This window comes from Salmonella sp. NW722 (assembly GCF_051702785.1).
GTDB classification, from domain to species: Bacteria; Pseudomonadota; Gammaproteobacteria; order Enterobacterales; family Enterobacteriaceae; genus Salmonella; species Salmonella enterica.
Genome location: NZ_JAMMIN010000002.1, coordinates 114,487 through 137,066, shown reverse-complemented (window position 1 = coordinate 137,066; position 22,580 = coordinate 114,487). Strand labels below are relative to the sequence as shown.

The window sequence follows — 22,580 nt, the reverse complement described above, 5'->3', positions numbered from 1 at the left end:
AGAATTTATGAGCCAACTATTTGTCCGAACCGGAATCACATTCGACTCGAGCCAACAGGCGCTGGCGCACATTGGCAAAGAGATGCTGGCGAAAGGCGTGGTACATGATAGTTATCCGCAGGCGCTGGTGGAGCGTGAAGCGTCTTTTCCTACCGGCATTGCGCTGGAGCGTCACGCCGTCGCTATCCCTCATTGCGAGGCGGTTCATGCGAAATCACCCGCTATCTATCTGATTCGTCCAGATAAGCCGGTCATGTTTCAACAGGCGGATGATGACGAAGAGATTGCCGTTTCGTTAATCATCGCCTTAATCGTTGAAAACCCGGCGGCACAGCTAAAACTTCTGCGCCGCCTGTTTAGTGAGCTACAGAACCCGAGCACCCTCGATGCCCTGTTAAGCGCGCCGGATGCCGAACTGGCGATACGCTTTCAGGAAACCATCCTTGAGCCTGAGCAGTGCGTCCAGGTTTGATAATAAATTGATAATAATGAGGAATACCCTATGAAACGTAAAGTAATTGTGGCCTGTGGCGGTGCGGTTGCAACCTCAACGATGGCTGCGGAAGAAATTAAAGAGCTATGTGATGCCAACCATATTGAGCTCGACTTAGTGCAATGCCGGGTCACCGAAATCGAAACCTATATGGACGGCGCCGATCTTATCTGTACCACTGCCAGGGTCGATCGCGCCTTTGGCGATATTCCCGTCGTTCACGGCATGCCTTTTGTTTCCGGCGTGGGTATTGAAGCATTGCAGCAAAAAATTCTGTCCATTCTCATGGGGTAACGTATGTTTAGCGAAATAATGCGTTATATCCTCGACTTAGGCCCAACGGTGATGTTGCCTCTGGTGATCATCGTGTTCTCTAAACTGCTGGGAATGAAGCTTGGGGATTGTTTTAAATCGGGTTTGCATATTGGTATCGGCTTCGTGGGTATTGGTCTGGTCATCGGCCTGATGCTGGATTCTATCGGCCCCGCGGCGAAAGCCATGGCGGAACATTTCCAAATCAATCTCCACGTTATTGACGTCGGCTGGCCGGGTTCATCGCCCATGACCTGGGCGTCACAAATCGCGCTGGTCGCGATCCCTGTCGCCATCGGGGTTAACGTCCTGATGCTGGTGACCCGCATGACCCGCGTGGTGAATGTCGATATCTGGAATATCTGGCACATGACCTTTACGGGCGCCATGCTGCATCTGGCGACCGGTTCATACTGGCTGGGGATTCTGGGCGTTGTGGTTCATGCCGCCTTTGTCTACAAACTGGGGGACTGGTTTGCCAAAGATACCCGCGACTATTTTGGCCTCGAGGGGATTGCTATCCCACACGGCTCATCCGCGTACCTGGGCCCCGTGGCGGTGCTCGTTGATACCATTATCGAAAAAATTCCGGGTCTCAATCGTATTCACTTTAGCGCAGACGATGTTCAGAAACGCTTCGGACCGTTTGGCGAGCCGGTGACTGTCGGCTTCGTGATGGGGCTGGTGATTGGTGTACTGGCAGGCTACGACGCCAAAGCCGTTCTGCAACTGGCGGTCAAAACCGCAGCGGTGATGCTGCTTATGCCACGCGTCATTAAACCTATTATGGATGGCCTAACGCCTATCGCGAAACATGCGCGTAAACGTCTACAGGCTAAATTTGGCGGGCAGGAGTTCCTGATAGGCCTTGATCCAGCGCTACTGCTCGGTCATACCTCTGTTGTCTCCGCGAGCCTGATATTCATTCCGCTGACCATCCTGATTGCCGTCTTAGTACCGGGGAACCAGGTGCTGCCGTTCGGCGACCTCGCCACCATCGGTTTCTTTATTGCGATGGCGGTCGCGGTACACCAGGGCAACCTGTTCCGCACGCTGATTTCAGGTGTCATTATCATGGGTATCACCCTGTGGATAGCCACCCAGACGATTGGCCTGCATACCCAACTGGCTGCCAATGCCGGAGCGCTAAAAGCTGGCGGACAAGTCGCCTCGCTGGATCAGGGCGGTTCCCCTATCACCTGGCTGCTGATTCAACTTTTTACCTGGCAGAATATCGTCGGCTTCGCCGTCATTGCCATTATCTATCTGGCCGGCGTACTGCTGACCTGGCGTCGCGCCCGACAGTTTGTTGCGGCTGAGAAAGCCACGGCGCTACAGCAAAATCAAATCGCCTCTTAATTTTAGGGGAGCAATCGCTCCCCTCACCTTCCTGGAGAATGTTATGAAATCAGTGGTTATTCACGCTGAGGGAGACGTGCGCGTTGAAGAACGCCCCTTACCACAACTGCAAGCCGAGGACGATGTGTTGGTCAAAGTCGTTAGCTCAGGGCTTTGCGGATCGGATATCCCGCGTATTTTCGCGCAGGGCGCCCATTATTATCCTATTACGTTAGGTCATGAATTCAGCGGCTACGTTGAATCCTACGGCACAGGCGTAACGGATATGCAGCCTGGCGATGCCGTCGCTTGTGTCCCGCTTCTTCCCTGCTTTCACTGCCCGCAATGCGAACGCGGTTACTTTTCTTTATGCAAACAGTATCAGTTTGTAGGATCGCGCAGCGAAGGCGGTAATGCGGAATATGTGGTGGTCAAACGGGCCAATCTTTTCCGCTTGCCGTCTGATATGCCGATTGAAGATGGCGCGTTTATCGAACCGATTACCGTGGGCTTACACGCCTTTCATCTGGCGCAGGGCTGCGAGGGGAAAAACGTAATTATCGTCGGTGCCGGGACAATTGGCCTGCTGGCCTTACAATGCGCGCGGGAACTGGGCGCGCGAAGCGTAACGGCGATTGATATCAATCCGCAGAAACTGGAACTGGCGAAAGCGCTCGGCGCAACGCATACCTGTAATAGCCGGGAAATGACCGCCGACGACATCCAGACCGCGTTGTCCGGCATTCAGTGTGATCAACTGGTTCTCGAAACGGCAGGAACTCCCCAGACCGTCTCGCTGGCTATCGATATCGCCGGGCCGCGCGCGCAACTGGCGCTGGTGGGGACGTTACATCACGATCTCACCCTGACAACGCGTACATTCGGATTAATTTTGCGTAAAGAGCTCACGCTCCTCGGCAGTTGGATGAACTACTCCGCGCCATGGCCAGGAGAAGAATGGGAAACCGCAGCGCGCCTGTTGGCTGAAAAACGTCTTCAACTGACCCCTCTCATTGCCCATCGCGGCGATGCGGAAAGCTTTGCAGAAGCAGTCAAAGCGCTTAATGGCGCGCCCATGCAGGGCAAAATCTTACTTCAACTTTCCTGATGGTACGAGCCAGCAACCTGCGCTGGCTCACATTTCCTTTCGAAATTTAGCGTTCACCTTTCGCAATCCTTCGATTAAACTAGTTACAGTTAATTATCAGGCAAATCAATATGAACTCATTTGAGCGAAGAAATAAAATTGTCGACCTGATTAATACGCAAGGCAGCGTGCTGGTGATGGACCTTTCAAATACCTTTGGTATTTCTGAAGTGACTATCCGCGCTGACCTGCGTCTGCTGGAAGAGAAAGGCCTTGTCACCCGTTTTCATGGCGGCGCGGCAAAACCGGGAAGTCATCTGGCGGAAGGCGACAATCAGGAAGTCATTCTGGAAGATCGGTATCAACTCGCCAGCGATCCGAAAAAGCGGATTGCCCAGGCGGCTGCGGCAATGGTTGAAGAAGGAATGACCATCATCCTGGATAGCGGGAGCACAACATTACTGATTGCGGAAGCGCTCGCGCGAAAAAGCAATATTACGGTGATCACTAACAGCTTGCCTGCCGCTTTTACGCTATCAGAAAATAAAGATCTCACGCTGGTGGTTTGCGGCGGTACGGTACGGCATAAAACCCACTCAATGCACGGCACGATTGCGGAACGATCGCTACACGGCATCAGCGCCGATGTCATGTTTGTCGGGGCGGATGGCATTGATGCGACAAACGGTATTACCACGTTTAACGAAGGTTATTCCATTAGCGGCGTCATGGCGGCGGCGGCACACAAAGTTATCGCGGTACTGGACGCGACCAAATTTAACCGTCGCGGCTTTAACCAGGTATTGCCGATGGACAAGATCGACTGTGTGATAACCGATGACACCATCAGCAAACAGGATAAAGCGGCATTAGCGAAAACAGGCGTGGAATTAATGATCGTCTAAAAAGGAGTCGGTTATGCGTTGCTGATCGCGAGAGTAAGCCCGAAGGAAAGGTCCGGCCCGCTATCACCGCCCAATGCCCCCATCAATTTACCCACATCAATCACCTGATTGAGTATTAACGCGATGGCGATAAAAGGCGGTTCCCGGGCGCTCGCTTTTATTCTTCCTGCTGCTCCAGCGCATACTTATACAGCGCATTTTTCTTCACGCCGTGAATTTCTGCTGCCAGCGCCGCCGCTTTTTTCAGCGGCAGTTCTGCCTGTAGCAGCGCCAGCGTGCGCAGCGCGTCGGCGGGCAGGTCGTCTTCTTGCGCTTTATGGCCTTCGACAATCAGCACCATTTCGCCTTTGCGACGGTTTTCATCTTCTTTGACCCACGCCAGCAGCTCGCCGACCGGCGCGCCATGAATCGTCTCCCAGGTTTTGGTCAGCTCACGCGCCAGCACCACATAACGGGATTCTCCCAATACCGCGACGATATCTTCCAGGCTATCTAACAGGCGGTGGGTTGACTCATAAAAAATCAGCGTTCGCGGTTCCGTTTCAATGGCTTTTAGCGCATCACGGCGGCCTTTGGATTTCGCCGGTAAAAAGCCTTCATAGCAGAAACGGTCGGATGGCAAACCTGCGGCACTTAATGCAGTGATAGCAGCACATGGCCCCGGTAGTGGCACCACACGGATGCCCGCTTCGCGACAAGTACGCACCAGGTGGTAGCCCGGATCGTTAATCAGTGGCGTACCGGCGTCGGAAACCAGCGCAATGTTCTGCCCTTCTTTTAGCTTCGCGACCAGCGTTTCCGCTTTTTGTTGTTCGTTATGGTCGTGCAGCGCGAACAATCGGGCATTAATCCCAAAATGTTGCAGCAATAAACCGGTGTGACGAGTATCCTCGGCGGCAATCAGATCTACAGCCTGTAACACCTCCAACGCACGCTGGGTAATATCCGCCAGATTACCGATAGGAGTAGGTACAATAAAGAGTTGGCCCTGAGAATTATCCGCCGATTCGTTTTGTTTCATTGTGTCGTCCGTATTGCCGATTTAATATTGAGCATTGCGTAAAAAAATATCACTGGATACAGTATGGTACCCTCAACATTTTCTCGTTTGAACGCCGCACGCGCGCTGCCTGTCGTCCTGGCTGCGCTACTTTTCGCCGGGTGCGGCACCCAGGCGCCAGATCAAAGCGCAGCCTATATGCAGGGTTCAGCGCAAGCTGACTCCGCCTTTTACCTGCATCAGATGCAGCAAAGCGCAGATGATAGCAAGACCAACTGGCAATTACTCGCCATTCATGCACTGCTGAAAGAAGGAAAAAGCCAGCAGGCCGTCGACCTGTTCAACCAACTCCCGCAAAATCTGAACGATACCCAGCGTCGCGAACAGTCTTTATTAGCGGTAGAAATCAAACTGGCGCAAAAAGATGTCGCAGGCGCGCAGGCCTTGCTGGATAAACTAAAACCCGCCGACTTTGCGCCAAATCAGCAAGCGCGTTACTGGCAGGCGCAGATCGTTGCCAGCCAGGGACGCCCGTCGCTTACCCTGTTGCGGGCGTTAATCGCCCAGGAACCGCTACTGGCGGCGAAAGATAAACAAAAAAATATCGACGCCACCTGGCAGGCGCTCTCCGCCATGACGCCGGATCAGGCCAGGACGCTGGTTATCAACGCCGATGAAAATGTGCTTCAGGGCTGGCTGGATCTGCAACGCGTCTGGTTTGACAACCGCAACGATCCGGACATGCTGAAAGCCGGGATCGCCGACTGGCAAAAACGCTACCCGCAAAATCCGGGGGCGAAAATGCTGCCGACGCAGCTCGTCAATGTACAACGTTTCAAACCGGCTTCCACCAGCAAAATCGCTCTGCTGCTGCCGCTGAACGGTCAGGCTGCCGTGTTTGGCCGTACCATCCAGCAAGGTTTCGAAGCCGCGAAAAACCTCGGCACCCAGGCGGTAGAGATGCAGCCTGCCGCCGCGCCTGACGCGCCGGTAGAACCTGGCGTGGAGGAGACGCAGCCACAAATGACCAACGGCGTCGCCAGTCCGTCGCAGGCCTCGGTGAGCGATCTGACTGATGACGCTCCATCCCAGTCCGCTACGCCAGTCAGCGCGCCACAAACTCCCCCTGCTACAACAAGCGCGCCGGCGGATCCCTCCGCTGAATTAAAAATCTACGATACCTCTTCCCAGCCGTTGGATCAGGTGCTTGCTCAGGTTCAGCAAGACGGCGCCAGTATCGTGGTCGGGCCGCTGTTGAAAAACAATGTGGAAGCGCTGATGAAAAGCAACACGCCGCTCAACGTGCTGGCGCTCAACCAGCCGGAAACGGTACGTAGCTTCCCTAATATCTGCTATTTCGCGCTCTCTCCAGAAGATGAAGCCCGTGATGCGGCGCATCATATTTATGACCAGGGCAAGCAGTCGCCGCTGCTGTTGATCCCACGCAGCACGCTTGGCGATCGCGTGGCGAACGCCTTCACCCAGGAGTGGCAAAAACTGGGCGGCGGCATCGTGTTACAGCAAAAATTCGGCTCCGTAGCCGAGCTGAAAATGGGCGTGAACGGCGGCGCGGGTATCGCGTTGACGGGCAGCCCGGTCGCCGCCAGCGTGCCTGCGCAGCCTGGCGTCACCATTGGCGGTCTGACCATCCCTGCGCCGCCGACCGACGCGCAAATCACCAGCGGCGGACGCGTAGACGCGGTCTATATTCTGGCTACGCCGGAAGAGATTGGCTTTATCAAACCGATGATCGCCATGCGTAACGGCACCCAGAGCGGCGCGACGCTGTATGCCAGCTCCCGCAGCGCGCAAGGCACCTCCGGCCCCGACTTCCGTCTGGAAATGGAGGGTTTACAATACAGTGAAATTCCTATGCTGGCAGGCGGCAATATGCCGTTGATGCAGCAGGCGCTGAGCGCTGTACATAACGACTATTCTCTGGCGCGGATGTACGCCATGGGCGTGGATGCCTGGACGCTGGCGAACCACTTTTCGCAGATGCGTCAGGTGCAGGGGTTTGAGATCAATGGTAATACCGGCGCATTAACCGCCAGCCCGGATTGTGTGATTAACAGGAAGTTATCATGGCTCAAATACCAGCAAGGGGAGATTGTTCCCGCCAGCTAACGCGTAAACAGGCTGGCGACGCGTGGGAAGCTGCCGCGCGTCGCTGGCTGGAAAGCAAAGGACTGCGGTTTATCGCCGCCAACGTGCGCGAGCGCGGCGGCGAAATCGATCTGATCATGCGCGACGGAAAAACGACGGTTTTTGTTGAGGTCCGCTATCGGCGCTCCGGGCTTTATGGCGGCGCGGCGGCTAGTGTGACCCGCAGCAAGCAACACAAATTATTACATACTGCCCGCTTGTGGCTCGCCCGCCAGAATGGGAGTTTTGATACTGTGGATTGTCGGTTCGATGTGTTAGCCTTCACCGGAAATGAGATTGAGTGGTTTCGGGATGCGTTTAACGACCACTCATAATTGAAGATTTTAAGGATTAGCGTGCTCGAAAGAATCAAAGTTTGCTTTACAGAAAGCATTCAAACTCAAATTGCTGCGGCGGAAGCGCTTCCGGATGCCATTTCCCGCGCCGCCATGACGCTGGTTCATTCCCTGCTTAACGGCAACAAAATCCTCTGTTGTGGAAACGGGACGTCCGCGGCCAACGCACAGCATTTTGCTGCCAGCATGATTAACCGCTTTGAAACGGAGCGACCCAGTTTACCCGCCATTGCACTAAATACCGATAATGTGGTCTTAACTGCGATCGCTAACGATCGCCTGCACGATGAAGTTTATGCAAAACAAGTCCGGGCGCTGGGACATGCAGGCGATGTTTTATTGGCGATCTCTACGCGTGGTAATAGTCGCGATATCGTAAAAGCCGTTGAAGCAGCCGTCACACGTGACATGACCATTGTGGCGCTAACCGGGTATGACGGGGGTGAGCTGGCCGGACTATTAGGGCCGCAGGATGTCGAAATTCGTATCCCTTCACACCACAGCGCGCGCATTCAGGAAATGCATATGCTGACGGTAAACTGCCTGTGCGATTTGATCGATAACACGCTTTTTCCTCACCAGGATGATTAAGGAGTACACATGAAGGCATTTTCGCCGCTCGCAGTCCTTATTTCTGCGTTGCTATTGCAAGGTTGCGTCGCCGCCGCGGTAGTGGGTACGGCAGCCGTCGGCACCAAAGCCGCAACCGACCCGCGTAGCGTGGGCACCCAGGTGGATGACGGAACGCTGGAACTGCGTGTCAGCAGCGCGCTGTCGAAAGATGAGCAAATCAAAAAAGAGACGCGCATCAATGTCACGGCTTATCAGGGCAAAGTTTTGTTAGTGGGCCAGTCGCCAAACAGCGAACTCTCCGCGCGCGCTAAACAGATAGCGATGGGCGTTGAAGGCACCACCGAGGTCTATAACGAGATTCGCCAGGGTCAGCCTATCGGCCTGGGGACCGCCTCTAACGATACCTGGATCACCACGAAAGTTCGCTCACAGCTACTGACCAGCGATCAGGTAAAATCGTCAAATGTGAAAGTCACCACCGAAAATGGCGAAGTGTTCCTGCTGGGCCTGGTGACTGAACGTGAAGGTAAAGCGGCAGCGGACATCGCCAGCCGGGTGAGCGGCGTGAAACGCGTGACCACCGCCTTTACGTATATTAAGTAACCGGTGTGCCGGGTGGCGATAAAAATGTGTAAACCGCGTCGCCATCCGGTAAATCATCCGGCTTCGCTACCCCGCTTTTTCCCGCAGTTGCGATGAGGTCAGAATCGTCACGCCTTCTTGTGCTGGCGCCAGCGCTTCCGCCAGCATGGCCCGCGCCACATCCCGCGCATCAATCGATTTCCAGTTTCCGGGCAGCAGCCGGAATAGCGGAGCGAAAAGCGTTTCATTCACCCGCCGCGTTGTTCTGTCGCCGAGCAGCATAGAAGGCCGGGCAATCGTCAAACGAGGCCAATTTTGCGCGATTAACGCCTCTTCCATTTCTCCTTTCACCCGATTGTAGAAAAACGGAGAGTGCGCGTTTGCTCCCATTGCGCTGACCACCAACATGTGCTGCGCGCCCAGTCGACGCCCGGTCAGCGCGGTATCAACCACCAGCGTATAATCCGCATGAATAAACGCCGCTTTACTTCCCGCTTCACGCCGGGTCGTGCCCAGGCAGCAAAAAACAATATCCACCGGGTCGGTCACCTGAGCTAACGCGTCGGTAAGCTGCGGATCGTGAGGGTTATAAACGCCGACAATATCCGTCAGCGGACGACGCGTCGGCGCGGCGATAGCGCTCACCTGCGGCGTGTTGATTAACATTCTCAGCAGATGTCCGCCGACCAGTCCGGTCGCGCCGGTAATCAGTACCTGACTCATCCTCGCTCCTTTACAGATTTGTCCACCTTGCACTCTCGGCCCTATCGACCAGGCTTAATAGTCTACGAGGTAAGTATCCATCATTGTGGAAAATTTGCCTTACCCGACGCCACCACTGCGGAGGAAACGCATGAGTAAGAAAATTGCCGTTTTGATTACCGATGAATTTGAAGATTCAGAATTTACTTCGCCGGCAGCAGAATTCCGTCAGGCCGGCCATGAGGTCATCACCATCGAAAAAGAGGCGGGTAAAACGGTGAAAGGAAAAAAAGGCGAGGCCAGCGTCACCATTGATAAGGCTATTGATGACGTTCGTCCCGACGAGTTCGACGCCTTGCTATTGCCGGGAGGCCATTCGCCGGACTACCTGCGCGGCGACAGCCGTTTCGTGGATTTTACCCGCGATTTCGTTAACAGCGGTAAACCGGTTTTTGCCATTTGCCACGGCCCACAGTTGTTGATCAGCGCCGATGTCATTCGTGGCCGCAAACTCACGGCGGTGAAACCGATTATTATCGATGTGAAGAATGCGGGCGCGGAATTTTACGATCAGGAAGTCGTCGTCGATAAAGATCAGCTGGTGACCAGCCGCACGCCTGACGACCTGCCGGCATTTAACCGCGAGGCGCTACGCCTGCTGGGCGCGTGAGTCACGTAACCAGTGCAGTTTTTTACCAAACCCCAGCGTGTTGTCGGTGAATTTAATTTCATCCAGCCGAATTTCCCATACCGGCGCTGGCAGCACCCTGGCGACCGGGAAGCGACGAAGGTAAGCTTTACGCGCGGCGTCGCTCTCCTGCCCCTCCAGACGGCGAATTTCCCCTTTAAACTGCACGCCGCGAATGCGCGCCACCGTTTTCGGCTGACCATTGACCGTTCCCGCAACTGGCGCGCACGCGCCGGACATTTGCGCATGGCGGGTTTTATCATCCGTTAACAGATACAGCGCGACGTTTTGCGCATCGAACAAATAAAACGCATTGGCGCACCACAGCTCTCCCTCATGGTGTACGCACCAGGTCACCACGTGTTGTTTCGCCAGCCAACGGCCAATAGCGGTAAGTGTGTCCATCTTTATTCTCGCTTATACTGGGAACCTGAAAATTATCATGCTGATGGCGACAATGACACCCTGGTATCTGTATCTGATTCGTACTGCAGACAATGCGCTTTACACCGGAATAACCACCGATGTGGCGCGTCGTTACAGGCAGCATCAAACGGGAAAAGGCGCAAAAGCATTACGGGGAAAAGGCGAGTTAACGCTGGCGTTTGCGGCGCAGGTCGGCGATCGCTCGCTGGCCCTGCGCATAGAGTATCGCATCAAACAGCTCACAAAGCGCCAGAAGGAGCGCCTTGTGACGGAACGCGAAGCGTTTGAGGCGCTGCTGTCCAGCCTGCAAACGCCGGTGCTTAAAAACGATTGAAGTGGTCGTGATACTCCACCAGCCCCGTCACGCCTTCCAGCGCATCCTCAGCCAAACGGTGTACCTGGAAAGCGCTTTCCGTACCGGGCCAACGGCAGTGAAGATCGTAATGCGCGGCCAGTTCAAAACCGAAGCGGCTATATAACGCCGGGTCGCCCAACGTCACGACCGCCGCGTAGCCGAACTCGTTGAGCGAATCCAGCCCTTCATACACTAACTGGCGCGCCAGCCCTTGCCCGCGATACTTTTCATCGACCGCCAGCGGCGCCATGCCGACCCACTGTAAATCTTCGCCCTGCACATCAACCGGGCTAAAGGCGACATAGCCCACCACCTGACCTTCATCATCCGTGGCCACCAGTCCGAGCGTCAGAAAACCATCTTCACGCAAATCGTGAACCAGCTTCGCTTCCGCATCGCTTTCGAATGAACGGCGTAACAGCGCATCAATACCAGGCGCATCAATAGGAATTTCTACTCGAATTAGCATGGTTCACCTACCGAGGTCTGTTTGGTTTCCGGCGAGTTTTTCATTCCCGCCTCAACAAAATCCGCCAGTTGCAGCAGCATAACGCGTAACGCTTTCGGCATCTGCTCCAGTTCGATGGCGTCCATCAGATTCTTCACATACAACCCTAACTCAGTATCGCCTTCAATGACCAGTCGACGCTGGAAAAAGAGCGTATCCGGATCCTGTTTACGGGCGGCGATCATTAGCAGATCGCTGGCGTCGGCGCTAAAACTGACGTCAGCATCCGCCTGCTGGCTAACGATCAGCTTTTCATTTTCAACCGTGGTATACCATTTTAAGTCGATGTCACGAACATGAATGCTTAACCAACGACCTTCGAGGAATTCCAGCTCTCCATCGGCCAGCGCCTGACGAAACTGCCAGCTCAGAACCTGTTCCAGAACCTGGCGCTTTAGCGCAAAGGGCGTCAGTTTAACCGGTACACTCATCAGAGACGGGCCAGCATGGACTAAGCGTGAACGCAGTTTATCTAACACGAGCTTTACTCCCTGTTTCAATAGTCCTGTTATTTTGCCATATCCAATAAATCACATGGCGGCGTAAATCAACAATTGGGTCTGATTTTCTACCCCATTATTGGTGTTACCAATACGCCTTTAACTGCCTTAAATCAAAAATTGTCGCAGCAAGGTTAACTAAAATCCCTGTTCGTTAACAATTTTGCGTCTCAGACGTAACCCTCAGGATAAATTATGGAGCTGCTCTGCCCTGCCGGAAATCTCCCGGCGCTGAAGGCGGCCATCGAAAACGGCGCTGACGCCGTTTATATCGGGTTAAAAGACGATACCAATGCCCGTCATTTTGCCGGCCTTAACTTTACCGAAAAAAAATTGCAGGAAGCGGTGAGTTTTGTTCACCAGCATCGCCGCAAATTACACATCGCCATTAATACTTTTGCGCATCCGGACGGCTATGCCCGCTGGCAGCGCGCCGTGGATATGGCGGCGCAGCTTGGCGCCGACGCGCTGATTCTTGCCGACCTCGCTATGCTGGAATATGCCGCAGAGCGTTACCCGCATATTGAGCGCCATGTTTCCGTTCAGGCCTCGGCAACCAACGAAGAGGCGATTCGCTTTTATCACCGCAACTTTGATGTCCACCGTGTAGTACTGCCGCGTGTACTGTCGATTCACCAGGTAAAACAACTGGCCCGCGTCACGCCGGTGCCGCTGGAGGTATTCGCGTTTGGCAGCCTGTGCATTATGGCGGAAGGTCGCTGCTATCTTTCTTCCTACCTGACGGGGGAGTCGCCCAATACCGTCGGTGCCTGCTCTCCCGCCCGCTTTGTCCGTTGGCAGCAAACGCCGCAGGGGCTGGAATCGCGCCTGAATGATGTCCTGATTGACCGTTACCAGGATGGCGAAAACGCGGGCTACCCAACGCTGTGCAAAGGCCGCTATTTAGTGGACGGCGAGCGCTATCACGCGCTGGAGGAGCCAACCAGCCTGAACACGCTGGAACTGCTGCCGGAGCTCATGGCGGCGAACATCGCTTCGGTGAAGATCGAAGGCCGCCAGCGCAGCCCGGCCTATGTCAGCCAGGTGGCGAAAGTGTGGCGCCAGGCGATCGATCGCTGCAAAGCCGCCCCGCAAAACTTCGTTCCACAGCGCGACTGGATGGAGACGCTCGGCGCGATGTCCGAAGGCACCCAAACCACGCTTGGCGCATATCACCGTAAATGGCAGTGAGAGGAGCTATGAAATATTCCTTAGGACCGGTGCTTTATTACTGGCCGAAAGAGACGCTGGAAGATTTTTATCAGCAGGCCGCAAAAAGCAGCGCTGATGTCATTTATCTGGGCGAAGCGGTGTGCAGCAAGCGTCGCGCGACTAAAGTCGGCGACTGGCTGGAAATGGCGAAATCCCTCGCCGCCAGCGGTAAGCAGGTGGCGCTCTCCACCCTGGCGCTGGTACAGGCGTCATCTGAATTAAGCGAGCTGAAACGCTATGTGGACAACGGCGATTTTCTGCTGGAAGCCAGCGATCTTGGCGTGGTGAATCTGTGCGCCGAGCGCAAACTGCCGTTTGTCGCCGGCCATGCGCTGAATTGCTACAACGCGGTCACGCTGCGCCGGTTGCTGAAAGAAGGCATGGTACGCTGGTGTATGCCGGTGGAGCTGTCCCGCGACTGGCTGGTGAATTTGCTTAATCAGTGCGACGAACTGGGCATTCGCAATCAGTTTGAAGTGGAAGTGTTGAGCTACGGCCATCTGCCGCTGGCCTACTCCGCTCGCTGCTTTACCGCCCGTTCGGAAGACCGTCCGAAAGATGAGTGCGAAACCTGCTGTATCAAGTATCCAAACGGTCGTGACGTGCTCTCGCAAGAGAATCAGCAGGTGTTTGTGCTTAACGGTATTCAGACCATGAGCGGCTATGTCTATAACCTTGGCAACGAACTGACGTCAATGCAGGGATTGGTCGATATCGTGCGCCTGTCGCCGTTGGGGACGGAGACATTTGCCATGCTTGATGCCTTTCGCGCTAACGAAAACGGCGGCGCGCCATTACCGCTTGCCGCCCATAGCGACTGTAACGGCTACTGGAAGCGGCTGGCCGGGCTGGAGCTACAGGCCTAGCCGGATGGCGGCATCAATACCTTATCCGACCTACAAATAGCGCTCCCGTAGGCCCGATAAGCGCAGCGCCATCGGGTATTGTTTTTGCCGTCAGTCTCATAAAGCTCACTTTGTTAACAACATTCGCTAATCTTTAATGCAGTATTAAAAGATTAACCGGTAACAAAGTGAGCCGTTATGACTGACAAAACTATTCCGTTCTCGGTGCTGGATCTGGCGCCGATCCCTGAAGGAGCTTCGGCAAAAGAAGCCTTCACGCACTCGCTTGATCTCGCACGGCTGGCTGAAAAGCGCGGTTATCACCGCTACTGGCTGGCAGAACATCACAACATGACCGGTATCGCCAGCGCGGCGACCTCGGTATTGATTGGTTATCTGGCGGCCAATACCACAACATTACATCTTGGCTCCGGCGGCGTGATGCTGCCTAACCATTCACCGCTGGTGATTGCCGAGCAGTTCGGCACGCTGAATACGCTCTACCCGGGACGTATAGACTTAGGATTGGGACGCGCGCCGGGTAGCGATCAGCCGACGATGCGCGCGCTGCGTCGCCATATGAGCGGCGATATCGATAACTTTCCACGCGATGTCGCAGAGCTGGTGGACTGGTTCGACGCTCGCGATCCTAATCCGCATGTGCGCCCGGTGCCCGGCTACGGCGAGAAGATCCCGGTCTGGCTGTTGGGCTCCAGCCTGTATAGCGCACAACTGGCGGCCCAGCTTGGCCTGCCGTTCGCCTTTGCTTCGCATTTCGCGCCGGATATGTTGTTCCAGGCGCTGCATCTGTACCGTACCCAGTTCAAACCTTCAGCGCGGCTGGAAAAACCGTACGCGATGGTGTGTATCAATATTATCGCCGCCGACAGCAACCGCGACGCCGAATTCCTGTTTACCTCCATGCAGCAGGCTTTTGTGAAGCTACGCCGTGGGGAAACCGGCCAACTGCCGCCGCCGATTGAGAATATGGAGACCTTCTGGTCGCCATCCGAGCAGTATGGCGTGCAACAGGCGCTGAGTATGTCGCTGGTCGGTGATAAAGCGAAAGTCCGTCACGGGCTGGAATCCATCCTGCGGGAAACCCAGGCGGATGAAATTATGGTAAACGGGCAGATTTTCGATCATCAGGCGCGCCTGCATTCGTTTGATTTAGCGATGGATGTGAAGCAGGAATTGTTGGGGTAGTGCGTTGTTTTGCCCGGTGGCGCTTCGCTTACCGGGCCTACAGCATCAAGTAGGCCGGATAAGGTGCAACCGCCATCCGGCACAATAACGTTACTGGTACACCGGCAGCAAATTAAAGCTCGACAGAATATGGATAACCGCGTTGCCGACACCGAAGACCAGAATCAGGGCAATCATCGGTTTACCGCCCCAGACGCGAAATTTTGGGCTGCCGAAACGTTCGCGAGATTTACGCGCCAACAGCGCAGGCACAATGGCCGCCCAGATAGTTGCAGCTAAACCTGCATAACCAATGGCATACAGAAAACCGTTCGGCCACAGCAGGCCACCGACAATTGGCGGCACAAACGTCAGCAGCGCCGTTTTAAAACGCCCCATTGCCGAGTCATCAAAGCCAAACAGATCCGCCAGATAGTCAAACAGCCCCAGCGTCACGCCAAGGAAGGAACTGGCGACCGCAAAGTTAGAGAACACCACCAGCAGCAGATCCAGGCTGCGACTGTTCAGCACGCCGCTCAACGCCTGTACCAGCACATCAATATTGCCGCCTTTCTGCGCAATGCCGATAAATTCCGGACGCGGGATGTTGCCCATCGTCCCCAGCAGCCAGACGGAATAGAGCGCCAGCGCCAGTAACGTCCCATAAATCAGGCATTTGACGATGGTACGCGGATCTTTGCCGTAATATTTCATCAGGCTCGGTACGTTACCGTGATAACCAAAAGAGGCCAGACAAAATGGCAGCGTCATCAGCAGGTACGGCGTATATGACGCGTGGCTTTCAGCCACGTTAAACAACGTGGCAGGCTGAACGTGCCCTAACAGGCTGCCGAAGGTCAGGAAGAAAGTAATCACTTTCGCGCCCAGCACAATCGCCGTCATCCGGCTGACCGCCTTCGTACTCAGCCACACGACAAACGCCACCAGCAGCGCAAAGGCAAGACCTGCCGCTCGCGCCGGAACGTTCAGCGACATCTCAGCAAAGGTATGATGCAGAATTGAGCCGCTCGCCGAGATATAGGCGTAAGTCAGGATGTAGAGCACAAAGGCAATAGAGATGCCGTTGACAATGTTCCAGCCTTTCCCCAACAGATCCTTGGTGATGGTGTCGAAACTCGAACCAATGCGGTAGTTAAGGTTGGCTTCGAGGATCATCAGCCCGGAGTGCAGCATACAAAACCAGGTAAAGACCAGCGCCGCCATCGACCAGAAGAACCACGCCCCGGACATGACCACCGGCAGGGAGAACATCCCCGCGCCAATGATGGTGCCGCCGATAATCACCACGCCGCCAAGCAGCGAAGGTGACGTTTGGGTGGTGGTAAGTGTTGCCATTCAGCTCTCTCTCCAGTCATTTATAATGTGACTATCTCTCAATACGTTGCACTGTACCAGTACACGAGTACAAAAGAAATAAAAAAAGCCCCGATTGTGACGATCGGGGCTGTATATTTTACTTTACGCTGTGAATGCGCAGGTCAGCGTGAGTTACGCATCACCGCCGAAACGACGGCGACCGGTAGAGTCATCACGACGCGGACCACGGCTTTCACGACGCTCGCCGCTGAAGCGACGACCATCACCACGACCACCTTCACGACGTTCGCCGCTGAAATTACGACCGCCTTCACGACGTTCGCCACTGAAGCTACGACCACCGCCGCGACGTTCGCCGCCCGCGTGCGGAACCGCATCACCCAACAGCTGCATATTCATCGGCTTGTTCAGGATGCGGGTACGCGTGAAGTGCTGGAGCACTTCGCCCGGCATACCTTTCGGCAGCTCGATGGTGGAGTGAGACGCGAACAGCTTAATGTTACCAATGTAACGGCTGCTGATGTCGCCTTCGTTAGCGATAGCGCCCACGATATGACGAACTTCAACGCCGTCATCACGGCCCACTTCAATGCGGTATAACTGCATATCGCCAACGTCACGACGTTCACGACGCGGACGTTCTTCACGATCGCCACGCGGGCCACGGTCATTACGATCGCGCGGACCACGGTCGTCACGGTCACGGAATTCACGCTTAGGACGCATCGGCGCATCCGGCGGCAGGATCAGCGGACGCTCGCCCTGCGCCATTTTCAGCAGTGCGGCGGCCAGCGTTTCGAGATCCAGCTCTTCACCTTCGGCAGACGGCTGGATTTTCGCCAGCAGCGCACGGTACTGATCCAGATCGCTGCTTTCCAGTTGCTGCTGAACTTTCGCGGCGAATTTTTCCAGACGGCGTTTACCCAGCAGTTCTGCGTTCGGCAGTTCCACTTCCGGAATGGTCAGCTTCATGGTGCGTTCGATGTTGCGCAGCAGACGACGCTCGCGGTTCTCAACGAACAGCAGCGCGCGACCGGCGCGACCCGCACGGCCGGTACGACCGATACGGTGAACGTAGGACTCGGAGTCCATCGGAATATCGTAGTTCACCACCAGGCTGATACGTTCAACGTCCAGACCACGTGCCGCAACGTCGGTAGCGATCAGGATGTCCAGACGACCATCTTTCAGGCGCTCCAGAGTCTGCTCACGCAGCGCCTGGTTCATATCGCCATTCAACGCGGCGCTGTTGTAGCCGCTACGTTCCAGAGCTTCTGCTACTTCCAGGGTCGCGTTTTTGGTACGTACGAAGATAATCGCCGCATCAAAGTCTTCCGCTTCCAGGAAACGCACCAGCGCTTCGTTTTTACGCATACCCCAGACAGTCCAGTAGCTCTGGCTGATGTCAGGACGGGTAGTCACGCTGGACTGAATGCGCACTTCCTGCGGCTCTTTCATAAAGCGGCGGGTAATGCGACGAATCGCTTCCGGCATGGTGGCGGAGAACAGAGCGGTCTGATGACCTTCCGGGATCTGCGCCATAATAGTTTCAACGTCTTCGATGAAGCCCATACGCAGCATTTCGTCGGCTTCATCCAGCACCAGACCACTCAGTTTAGAGAGGTCGAGGGTGCCGCGTTTTAAGTGATCAAGCAGACGTCCCGGCGTACCGACAACGATCTGCGGACCCTGACGCAGGGCGCGTAACTGCACGTCATAACGCTGACCGCCGTACAGGGCAACCACGTTTACGCCGCGCATGTGTTTAGAGAAATCCGTCATGGCTTCGGCCACCTGTACCGCCAGTTCGCGGGTTGGCGCCAGCACCAGAATCTGAGGTGCCTTCAGCTCAGGATCAAGATTGTTGAGCAGCGGTAAAGAGAACGCTGCGGTTTTGCCGCTACCGGTCTGGGCCATGCCCAGCACGTCGCGACCGCCCAGCAGATGCGGAATGCACTCTGCCTGGATTGGAGATGGTTTTTCGTAACCCAGATCGGTAAGGGCTTCAAGGATAGGAGCCTTCAGCCCCAGATCTGCAAAAGTGGTTTCGAATTCAGCCATGTAGTACGTGTGCCTCAAAATTAATGGCGGCCAGTCTACATAACTCATCATGAAATTGATCTGCAATTTTCATTGAAAAGTGTGAACCGGCTCAAAGTAGGTGTATTAACGAACAACAACGCCCTCACCCGCGAAGGTGATGGCAATCAAAAAGATTACGGGCTGATATGTTCGTCAGCTATTGCTGGTCCGATTCTGCCAGGTCATCTTGGTCCTGGCCCAGGAGCGATAATTCCAACAATGCGTATCGGTGCTCAACAAAGTTATGAACGTTGTTGGCCACCGCCAGTTTGAACAGAGCCGTGGCGCTGTCCAAATCCCCCAGACTTAGGTAATACTTACCTAAATAGAAGTTGGTTTCACTGAGATGCTCAGCGAGCGAGGTGTTATCCGTTGCGTCCGCCTTGAGCCTTTCCATCAGCGTTGCTTCGCTAATGTCGCCCAGGTAGAACTCGACAATGTTCCATCCCCATTGCTCTTTATCCGATTTTTCGAAGCGTGCTTTTAACGCTTCTTTCGCCTGCTTCTCATTGAGCTTCTGCTCAACAAGATACAGCCACAGGCTGCGGTAAGGATCATTGGGATCGTCTTGATAAAACGCCAGCAGATCATCTTGCGCTAACTTATCACGGCCGCCGTAATACAATGCGATACCGCGGTTTAAGTGCGCGTAGTTGTAAGTTGGATCAAGCTCTAGTACAGAATCAAACGCTTCATAGGCAGCATCAAAATTGCCTGCCTGCGTTAAATAAATGCCTAAGTAATTGAATACTTCAGGCATATCCGGTCTGATTGCCAGCGCTTGTGAAAAATCATTTCGCGCTAATGCCCTCAAACCAAGACTATCATACAACACTCCGCGCTCATATAAAAGCTGTGCGCGTTCGTCATCGGTTAAAGCCCGACTGGCAAGAATCTGTTCCATACGCGCCAGAATCACTTCCTGCTGTAAAGTCGGTTGCAATGGTACTGCGAGGACTTCACTTTTACGCCAGGCGGAATTACTGCATCCTGCAAGCGTAAGTGCTGTCGCAACGAAACACCAGCGCAAAAAAGGCTTCATTTCCCACTCCCGAAGACAACGATTGAATGAACGTCCTGTTCCCCGGTGGCTCAACAAGGCGTCCAGCCAGGTCTAAAGCCCTCCGCACTGCGGAGGGCAAAAGGCTACCTTACTCGGCCTGTTCGCTCGCCGGAGCTTCCGGCGCAGCCGCAGGTTGAGACTGCTCGGTTGCTTCTTTAATGCTCAGACGTACACGGCCCTGGCGGTCAACTTCCAGAACCTTAACCGGGACTTCCTGACCCATCTGCAGATAGTCGGTCACTTTCTCTACACGTTTATCCGCGATTTGAGAGATGTGAACCAGACCTTCTTTCCCGCCGCCGATGGCAACAAACGCGCCAAAGTCAACGATACGGGTCACTTTACCATTGTAGATACGGCCGACTTCGATCTCCGCGGTAATCTCTTCGATACGACGGATAGCGTATTTCGCTTTTTCACCGTCGGTCGCCGCGATCTTCACAGTACCGTCATCTTCGATTTCGATGGTGGTGCCGGTCTCTTCAGTCAGCGCGCGGATCACAGAACCGCCTTTACCGATCACGTCTTTGATCTTGTCCGTGCTGATCTTGATGGTATGGATACGCGGCGCAAATTCAGAGATATCGCCGCGCGGCGCGTTGATCGCCTGTTCCATCACGCCCAGGATGTGCAGACGCGCACCTTTAGCCTGGTTCAACGCAACCTGCATGATCTCTTTGGTGATACCTTCAATTTTGATATCCATCTGCAGCGCAGAGATACCGTCGCGGGAACCCGCCACTTTGAAGTCCATATCGCCCAGGTGATCTTCGTCGCCCAGAATGTCAGACAGTACAACGTAGTTGTCGCCTTCTTTCACCAGACCCATAGCGATACCTGCTACGGCGGCTTTAATTGGCACGCCAGCGTCCATCAGCGCCAGAGAAGCGCCGCACACGGAAGCCATAGAGGAAGAACCGTTGGATTCGGTGATTTCAGACACCACGCGAACGGTGTACGGGAATTTATCCATGTCCGGCATCACTGCCAGCACGCCGCGCTTCGCCAGACGACCGTGACCAATTTCACGACGCTTCGGAGAACCGACCATGCCGGTTTCGCCTACGGAGTACGGAGGGAAGTTGTAGTGGAACAGGAAGCTGTCAGTGCGCTCGCCCATCAGTTCATCAAGCACCTGCGCGTCACGGGCAGTACCCAGAGTCGCGGTAACCAGCGCCTGCGTTTCACCACGGGTAAACAGAGCGGAACCGTGAGTACGCGGCAGTACGCCAGTGCGCACGTCCAGACCACGGATCATGTCTTTTTCACGGCCATCAATACGCGGCTCGCCTGCCAGTACGCGGCTACGCACCACGTTTTTCTCGATGGCGTGCAGGATTTCGCCCAGCTCGTTAGCATCCAGAGTTTCATCTTCTGCAATAAGCTGCTCGATGGTTTCGGATTTGATTACGTCAACCTGAGCATAGCGTTCTTGTTTATCGGTGATGCGGTACGCGTCGCTCAGACGAGATTCAGCAAGCGCAGCAACACGCGCGTTCAACGCGTCGTTGACGGCTTCCGGCTGCCAGTCCCAACGCGGTTTACCGGCTTCTTTCACCAGATCGTTGATCGCCTGGATAACAACCTGCTGCTGCTCGTGACCGAACACCACCGCGCCCAGCATAGTGTCTTCACTCAGCAGTTCAGCTTCGGATTCCACCATCAGCACAGCCGCTTCGGTACCGGCAACCACCAGGTCCAGCTTGCTTTCTTTCAGCTCGTCCTGGGTTGGGTTCAGCACGTACTGGTCATTGATGTAACCTACGCGCGCCGCGCCGATTGGGCCGTTGAACGGAATGCCGGACAGCGACAGCGCAGCGGATGCGCCGATCATGGCAACGATGTCCGGGTTAACCTGCGGGTTAACGGAAACGACGGTCGCAATAACCTGCACTTCGTTAACGAAGCCTTCCGGGAACAGCGGACGAACCGGGCGGTCAATCAGACGCGCAATCAGGGTTTCGCCTTCGCTTGGACGGCCTTCACGACGGAAGAAGCTGCCCGGGATACGACCAGCAGCGTAGGTACGCTCCTGATAGTTAACGGTCAGTGGGAAGAAGTCCTGGCCTGGCTTGGCTTTTTTCTGGCCGACAACGGTAACGAATACGGCGGTGTCATCCATGCTTACCATAACAGCGGCAGTGGCCTGACGCGCCATCATGCCAGTTTCCAGCGTAACGGTATGCTGACCGTACTGGAATTTACGAACGATCGGATTAAGCAAAATAATATCCTTTCCAATTTTTGACGGCATAATACGCGCCGTCGTTAATACCCGATCTTCTGCGCATCCTCGCGACTAATGACAACCCTAACCCTGATATGGGTAAAGCCTCTCATTAGCCGCGCGAACCTCTGCAACGGAAGATCATTCATAGCAACAATACATTAGTTTCCAGCGAATTGCTGCCATCTGCTGGAAAAAAGGGGCCATGAAGGCCCCCTCTTTCTGAAACTCGAAAGAATTAGCGACGCAGACCCAGACGCTCAATCAGCGCGGTGTAGCGTGCAACATCTTTACGTTTCAGGTAGTCGAGCAGTTTACGACGCTGAGAAACCATACGCAGCAGACCACGACGGCTGTGGTGATCTTTTTTATGCTCTGCAAAGTGACCCTGCAGGTGGTTAATCTGTGCAGTCAACAGAGCAACCTGAACATCGGTAGAACCGGTGTCGTTTGCGTCACGACCGAACTCAGAAACGATTTTAGCTGTAGCTTCAGTACTTAGAGACATTTTAAAACTCCAAAGTATTTAAGAATGAGAGGACGCCGATCTCTAATTCAGCGATCCCAGTGTACGTCGCGTAAACTGTTAAATAATTTACGCGACGTTAAGCGGCGGTATTCTACTCGCAGCGCTCTCTTATCGCAAGACGAAGCGACA

At 54.8% G+C, this 22,580-nt stretch carries 25 protein-coding genes; 14 read left to right on the top strand and 11 right to left on the bottom strand.

Translation table 11 applies throughout. From position 1 onward, the window contains the following. Window positions 1–7 precede the first annotated feature (7 nt). The 5 genes from gatA (at window position 8) to NA330_RS04975 (ending at window position 4,135) form a co-directional block, all read left to right on the top strand. Entirely contained in the window at window positions 8–472 is a 465-nt protein-coding gene (gene gatA / locus NA330_RS04995; RefSeq protein ID WP_000080445.1) for a PTS galactitol transporter subunit IIA, read from the top strand. Between the two features lie 30 nt (window positions 473–502). Then, a complete protein-coding gene (gatB, locus tag NA330_RS04990; RefSeq protein WP_000824293.1) occupies window positions 503–787 on the top strand; it encodes a PTS galactitol transporter subunit IIB in 285 nt (94 codons plus the stop codon). Window positions 788–790: 3 nt separating this feature from the next. Then, window positions 791–2,164, top strand: a complete 1,374-nt coding sequence (locus NA330_RS04985) for a galactitol-specific PTS transporter subunit IIC (protein WP_000490600.1) — start codon at window positions 791–793, stop codon at window positions 2,162–2,164. Window positions 2,165–2,207: 43 nt separating this feature from the next. Next, window positions 2,208–3,251, top strand: a complete 1,044-nt coding sequence (gene gatD / locus NA330_RS04980) for a galactitol-1-phosphate 5-dehydrogenase (RefSeq protein ID WP_023205235.1) — start codon at window positions 2,208–2,210, stop codon at window positions 3,249–3,251. Window positions 3,252–3,361: 110 nt separating this feature from the next. Continuing rightward, on the top strand, window positions 3,362–4,135 hold the full coding sequence (locus tag NA330_RS04975; protein WP_001083899.1) for a DeoR/GlpR family DNA-binding transcription regulator: 774 nt from the start codon (window positions 3,362–3,364) through the stop codon (window positions 4,133–4,135). A 157-nt stretch (window positions 4,136–4,292) separates the two neighbouring features. On the opposite strand, the gene rsmI is transcribed toward NA330_RS04975, so the two are convergent. After that, window positions 4,293–5,156 carry a 16S rRNA (cytidine(1402)-2'-O)-methyltransferase gene (rsmI, locus tag NA330_RS04970; RefSeq protein ID WP_000812295.1) on the bottom strand — a complete coding sequence of 288 codons (864 nt, stop codon included), beginning with the start codon at window positions 5,154–5,156 and terminating at the stop codon, window positions 4,293–4,295. Between the two features lie 63 nt (window positions 5,157–5,219). Between rsmI and NA330_RS04965 the strand changes: the two genes are divergently transcribed. From NA330_RS04965 to dolP, 4 genes are read left to right on the top strand one after another with little or no spacing between them, the layout of a single operon-like run. Then, a complete protein-coding gene (locus NA330_RS04965) occupies window positions 5,220–7,262 on the top strand; it encodes a penicillin-binding protein activator (protein ID WP_023241653.1) in 2,043 nt (680 codons plus the stop codon). Next, a complete protein-coding gene (locus NA330_RS04960; protein ID WP_000057285.1) occupies window positions 7,220–7,615 on the top strand; it encodes a YraN family protein in 396 nt (131 codons plus the stop codon). Before NA330_RS04965 ends, NA330_RS04960 begins: the two co-directional genes overlap by 43 nt. 21 nt (window positions 7,616–7,636) lie before the next feature. Continuing rightward, entirely contained in the window at window positions 7,637–8,227 is a 591-nt protein-coding gene (gene diaA, locus NA330_RS04955) for a DnaA initiator-associating protein DiaA (protein ID WP_000893481.1), read from the top strand. 9 nt (window positions 8,228–8,236) lie between these two features. Continuing rightward, the gene (gene dolP / locus NA330_RS04950) at window positions 8,237–8,812 is read left to right on the top strand and encodes a division/outer membrane stress-associated lipid-binding lipoprotein (RefSeq protein WP_000643280.1); all 576 of its coding nucleotides are present in this window, start codon (window positions 8,237–8,239) and stop codon (window positions 8,810–8,812) included. Window positions 8,813–8,878: 66 nt separating this feature from the next. Here the strand turns inward: dolP and NA330_RS04945 are convergent, their stop codons facing one another. Next, the gene (locus NA330_RS04945; RefSeq protein WP_001517952.1) at window positions 8,879–9,514 is read right to left on the bottom strand and encodes an NAD(P)H-binding protein; all 636 of its coding nucleotides are present in this window, start codon (window positions 9,512–9,514) and stop codon (window positions 8,879–8,881) included. Between the two features lie 130 nt (window positions 9,515–9,644). Here NA330_RS04945 and yhbO point away from each other — a divergent pair, with 130 nt between their 5' ends. Further along, on the top strand, window positions 9,645–10,163 hold the full coding sequence (gene yhbO / locus NA330_RS04940; RefSeq protein ID WP_000037599.1) for a protein/nucleic acid deglycase: 519 nt from the start codon (window positions 9,645–9,647) through the stop codon (window positions 10,161–10,163). Here yhbO and NA330_RS04935 read toward each other — a convergent pair. Continuing rightward, a complete protein-coding gene (locus NA330_RS04935) occupies window positions 10,143–10,586 on the bottom strand; it encodes a YhbP family protein (protein ID WP_000380404.1) in 444 nt (147 codons plus the stop codon). The genes yhbO and NA330_RS04935 overlap by 21 nt on opposite strands. Window positions 10,587–10,623: 37 nt before the next feature. Between NA330_RS04935 and NA330_RS04930 the strand changes: the two genes are divergently transcribed. Beyond that, window positions 10,624–10,941, top strand: a complete 318-nt coding sequence (locus NA330_RS04930; protein ID WP_000928379.1) for a GIY-YIG nuclease family protein — start codon at window positions 10,624–10,626, stop codon at window positions 10,939–10,941. Here NA330_RS04930 and NA330_RS04925 read toward each other — a convergent pair. Together NA330_RS04925 and ubiT are read right to left on the bottom strand one after the other, a co-directional pair. Further along, window positions 10,928–11,431 (bottom strand): GNAT family N-acetyltransferase, encoded by a 504-nt coding sequence (locus NA330_RS04925; protein ID WP_000908562.1) that lies wholly within the window; start codon window positions 11,429–11,431, stop codon window positions 10,928–10,930. The two genes, NA330_RS04930 and NA330_RS04925, sit on opposite strands and share 14 nt — an antisense overlap. Continuing rightward, the gene (gene ubiT / locus NA330_RS04920; RefSeq protein WP_000884721.1) at window positions 11,425–11,949 is read right to left on the bottom strand and encodes a ubiquinone anaerobic biosynthesis accessory factor UbiT; all 525 of its coding nucleotides are present in this window, start codon (window positions 11,947–11,949) and stop codon (window positions 11,425–11,427) included. The genes NA330_RS04925 and ubiT overlap by 7 nt, the downstream gene beginning before the upstream one ends. A 216-nt stretch (window positions 11,950–12,165) precedes the next feature. Between ubiT and ubiU the strand changes: the two genes are divergently transcribed. From ubiU to NA330_RS04905, 3 genes are all read left to right on the top strand, one after another. Further along, window positions 12,166–13,161 carry a ubiquinone anaerobic biosynthesis protein UbiU gene (ubiU, locus tag NA330_RS04915; RefSeq protein WP_000421309.1) on the top strand — a complete coding sequence of 332 codons (996 nt, stop codon included), beginning with the start codon at window positions 12,166–12,168 and terminating at the stop codon, window positions 13,159–13,161. 8 nt (window positions 13,162–13,169) lie between these two features. After that, window positions 13,170–14,048 (top strand): U32 family peptidase, encoded by an 879-nt coding sequence (locus tag NA330_RS04910; protein ID WP_000877715.1) that lies wholly within the window; start codon window positions 13,170–13,172, stop codon window positions 14,046–14,048. A 177-nt stretch (window positions 14,049–14,225) separates the two neighbouring features. After that, entirely contained in the window at window positions 14,226–15,233 is a 1,008-nt protein-coding gene (locus tag NA330_RS04905) for a luciferase-like monooxygenase (RefSeq protein WP_023241655.1), read from the top strand. A 90-nt stretch (window positions 15,234–15,323) separates the two neighbouring features. Here the strand turns inward: NA330_RS04905 and mtr are convergent, their stop codons facing one another. The 6 genes from mtr to rpsO all read right to left on the bottom strand — a co-directional run bounded on the left by mtr (window position 15,324) and on the right by rpsO (window position 22,430). Then, window positions 15,324–16,568 (bottom strand): tryptophan permease, encoded by a 1,245-nt coding sequence (gene mtr, locus NA330_RS04900; RefSeq protein WP_023241656.1) that lies wholly within the window; start codon window positions 16,566–16,568, stop codon window positions 15,324–15,326. Window positions 16,569–16,721: 153 nt separating this feature from the next. Continuing rightward, entirely contained in the window at window positions 16,722–18,611 is a 1,890-nt protein-coding gene (deaD, locus tag NA330_RS04895) for an ATP-dependent RNA helicase DeaD (RefSeq protein ID WP_000807248.1), read from the bottom strand. Next, the gene (gene yrbN, locus NA330_RS04890; protein ID WP_010723222.1) at window positions 18,604–18,684 is read right to left on the bottom strand and encodes a protein YrbN; all 81 of its coding nucleotides are present in this window, start codon (window positions 18,682–18,684) and stop codon (window positions 18,604–18,606) included. Before yrbN ends, deaD begins: the two co-directional genes overlap by 8 nt. A 105-nt stretch (window positions 18,685–18,789) precedes the next feature. Further along, a complete protein-coding gene (gene nlpI, locus NA330_RS04885; RefSeq protein WP_000802069.1) occupies window positions 18,790–19,674 on the bottom strand; it encodes a lipoprotein NlpI in 885 nt (294 codons plus the stop codon). Between the two features lie 109 nt (window positions 19,675–19,783). Further along, a complete protein-coding gene (pnp, locus tag NA330_RS04880) occupies window positions 19,784–21,919 on the bottom strand; it encodes a polyribonucleotide nucleotidyltransferase (protein ID WP_001670767.1) in 2,136 nt (711 codons plus the stop codon). A gap of 241 nt (window positions 21,920–22,160) precedes the next feature. Next, window positions 22,161–22,430 (bottom strand): 30S ribosomal protein S15, encoded by a 270-nt coding sequence (rpsO, locus tag NA330_RS04875; protein WP_000059465.1) that lies wholly within the window; start codon window positions 22,428–22,430, stop codon window positions 22,161–22,163. Window positions 22,431–22,580 lie beyond the last annotated feature (150 nt).

What these genes read in the sequence shown, in the direction of transcription:
- gatA (WP_000080445.1), top strand. Translation starts at nt 8, where the DNA reads ATGAGCCAACTATTTGTCCGAACCGGAATCACATTCGACTCGAGCCAA.
- gatB (WP_000824293.1), top strand. Translation starts at nt 503, where the DNA reads ATGAAACGTAAAGTAATTGTGGCCTGTGGCGGTGCGGTTGCAACCTCA.
- NA330_RS04985 (WP_000490600.1), top strand. Translation starts at nt 791, where the DNA reads ATGTTTAGCGAAATAATGCGTTATATCCTCGACTTAGGCCCAACGGTG.
- gatD (WP_023205235.1), top strand. Translation starts at nt 2,208, where the DNA reads ATGAAATCAGTGGTTATTCACGCTGAGGGAGACGTGCGCGTTGAAGAA.
- NA330_RS04975 (WP_001083899.1), top strand. Translation starts at nt 3,362, where the DNA reads ATGAACTCATTTGAGCGAAGAAATAAAATTGTCGACCTGATTAATACG.
- rsmI (WP_000812295.1), bottom strand. Translation starts at nt 5,156, where the DNA reads ATGAAACAAAACGAATCGGCGGATAATTCTCAGGGCCAACTCTTTATT.
- NA330_RS04965 (WP_023241653.1), top strand. Translation starts at nt 5,220, where the DNA reads ATGGTACCCTCAACATTTTCTCGTTTGAACGCCGCACGCGCGCTGCCT.
- NA330_RS04960 (WP_000057285.1), top strand. Translation starts at nt 7,220, where the DNA reads ATGGCTCAAATACCAGCAAGGGGAGATTGTTCCCGCCAGCTAACGCGT.
- dolP (WP_000643280.1), top strand. Translation starts at nt 8,237, where the DNA reads ATGAAGGCATTTTCGCCGCTCGCAGTCCTTATTTCTGCGTTGCTATTG.
- NA330_RS04945 (WP_001517952.1), bottom strand. Translation starts at nt 9,514, where the DNA reads ATGAGTCAGGTACTGATTACCGGCGCGACCGGACTGGTCGGCGGACAT.
- yhbO (WP_000037599.1), top strand. Translation starts at nt 9,645, where the DNA reads ATGAGTAAGAAAATTGCCGTTTTGATTACCGATGAATTTGAAGATTCA.
- NA330_RS04935 (WP_000380404.1), bottom strand. Translation starts at nt 10,586, where the DNA reads ATGGACACACTTACCGCTATTGGCCGTTGGCTGGCGAAACAACACGTG.
- NA330_RS04930 (WP_000928379.1), top strand. Translation starts at nt 10,624, where the DNA reads ATGCTGATGGCGACAATGACACCCTGGTATCTGTATCTGATTCGTACT.
- NA330_RS04925 (WP_000908562.1), bottom strand. Translation starts at nt 11,431, where the DNA reads ATGCTAATTCGAGTAGAAATTCCTATTGATGCGCCTGGTATTGATGCG.
- ubiU (WP_000421309.1), top strand. Translation starts at nt 12,166, where the DNA reads ATGGAGCTGCTCTGCCCTGCCGGAAATCTCCCGGCGCTGAAGGCGGCC.
- NA330_RS04910 (WP_000877715.1), top strand. Translation starts at nt 13,170, where the DNA reads ATGAAATATTCCTTAGGACCGGTGCTTTATTACTGGCCGAAAGAGACG.
- NA330_RS04905 (WP_023241655.1), top strand. Translation starts at nt 14,226, where the DNA reads ATGACTGACAAAACTATTCCGTTCTCGGTGCTGGATCTGGCGCCGATC.
- mtr (WP_023241656.1), bottom strand. Translation starts at nt 16,568, where the DNA reads ATGGCAACACTTACCACCACCCAAACGTCACCTTCGCTGCTTGGCGGC.
- deaD (WP_000807248.1), bottom strand. Translation starts at nt 18,611, where the DNA reads ATGGCTGAATTCGAAACCACTTTTGCAGATCTGGGGCTGAAGGCTCCT.
- yrbN (WP_010723222.1), bottom strand. Translation starts at nt 18,684, where the DNA reads ATGAAAATTGCAGATCAATTTCATGATGAGTTATGTAGACTGGCCGCC.
- nlpI (WP_000802069.1), bottom strand. Translation starts at nt 19,674, where the DNA reads ATGAAGCCTTTTTTGCGCTGGTGTTTCGTTGCGACAGCACTTACGCTT.
- rpsO (WP_000059465.1), bottom strand. Translation starts at nt 22,430, where the DNA reads ATGTCTCTAAGTACTGAAGCTACAGCTAAAATCGTTTCTGAGTTCGGT.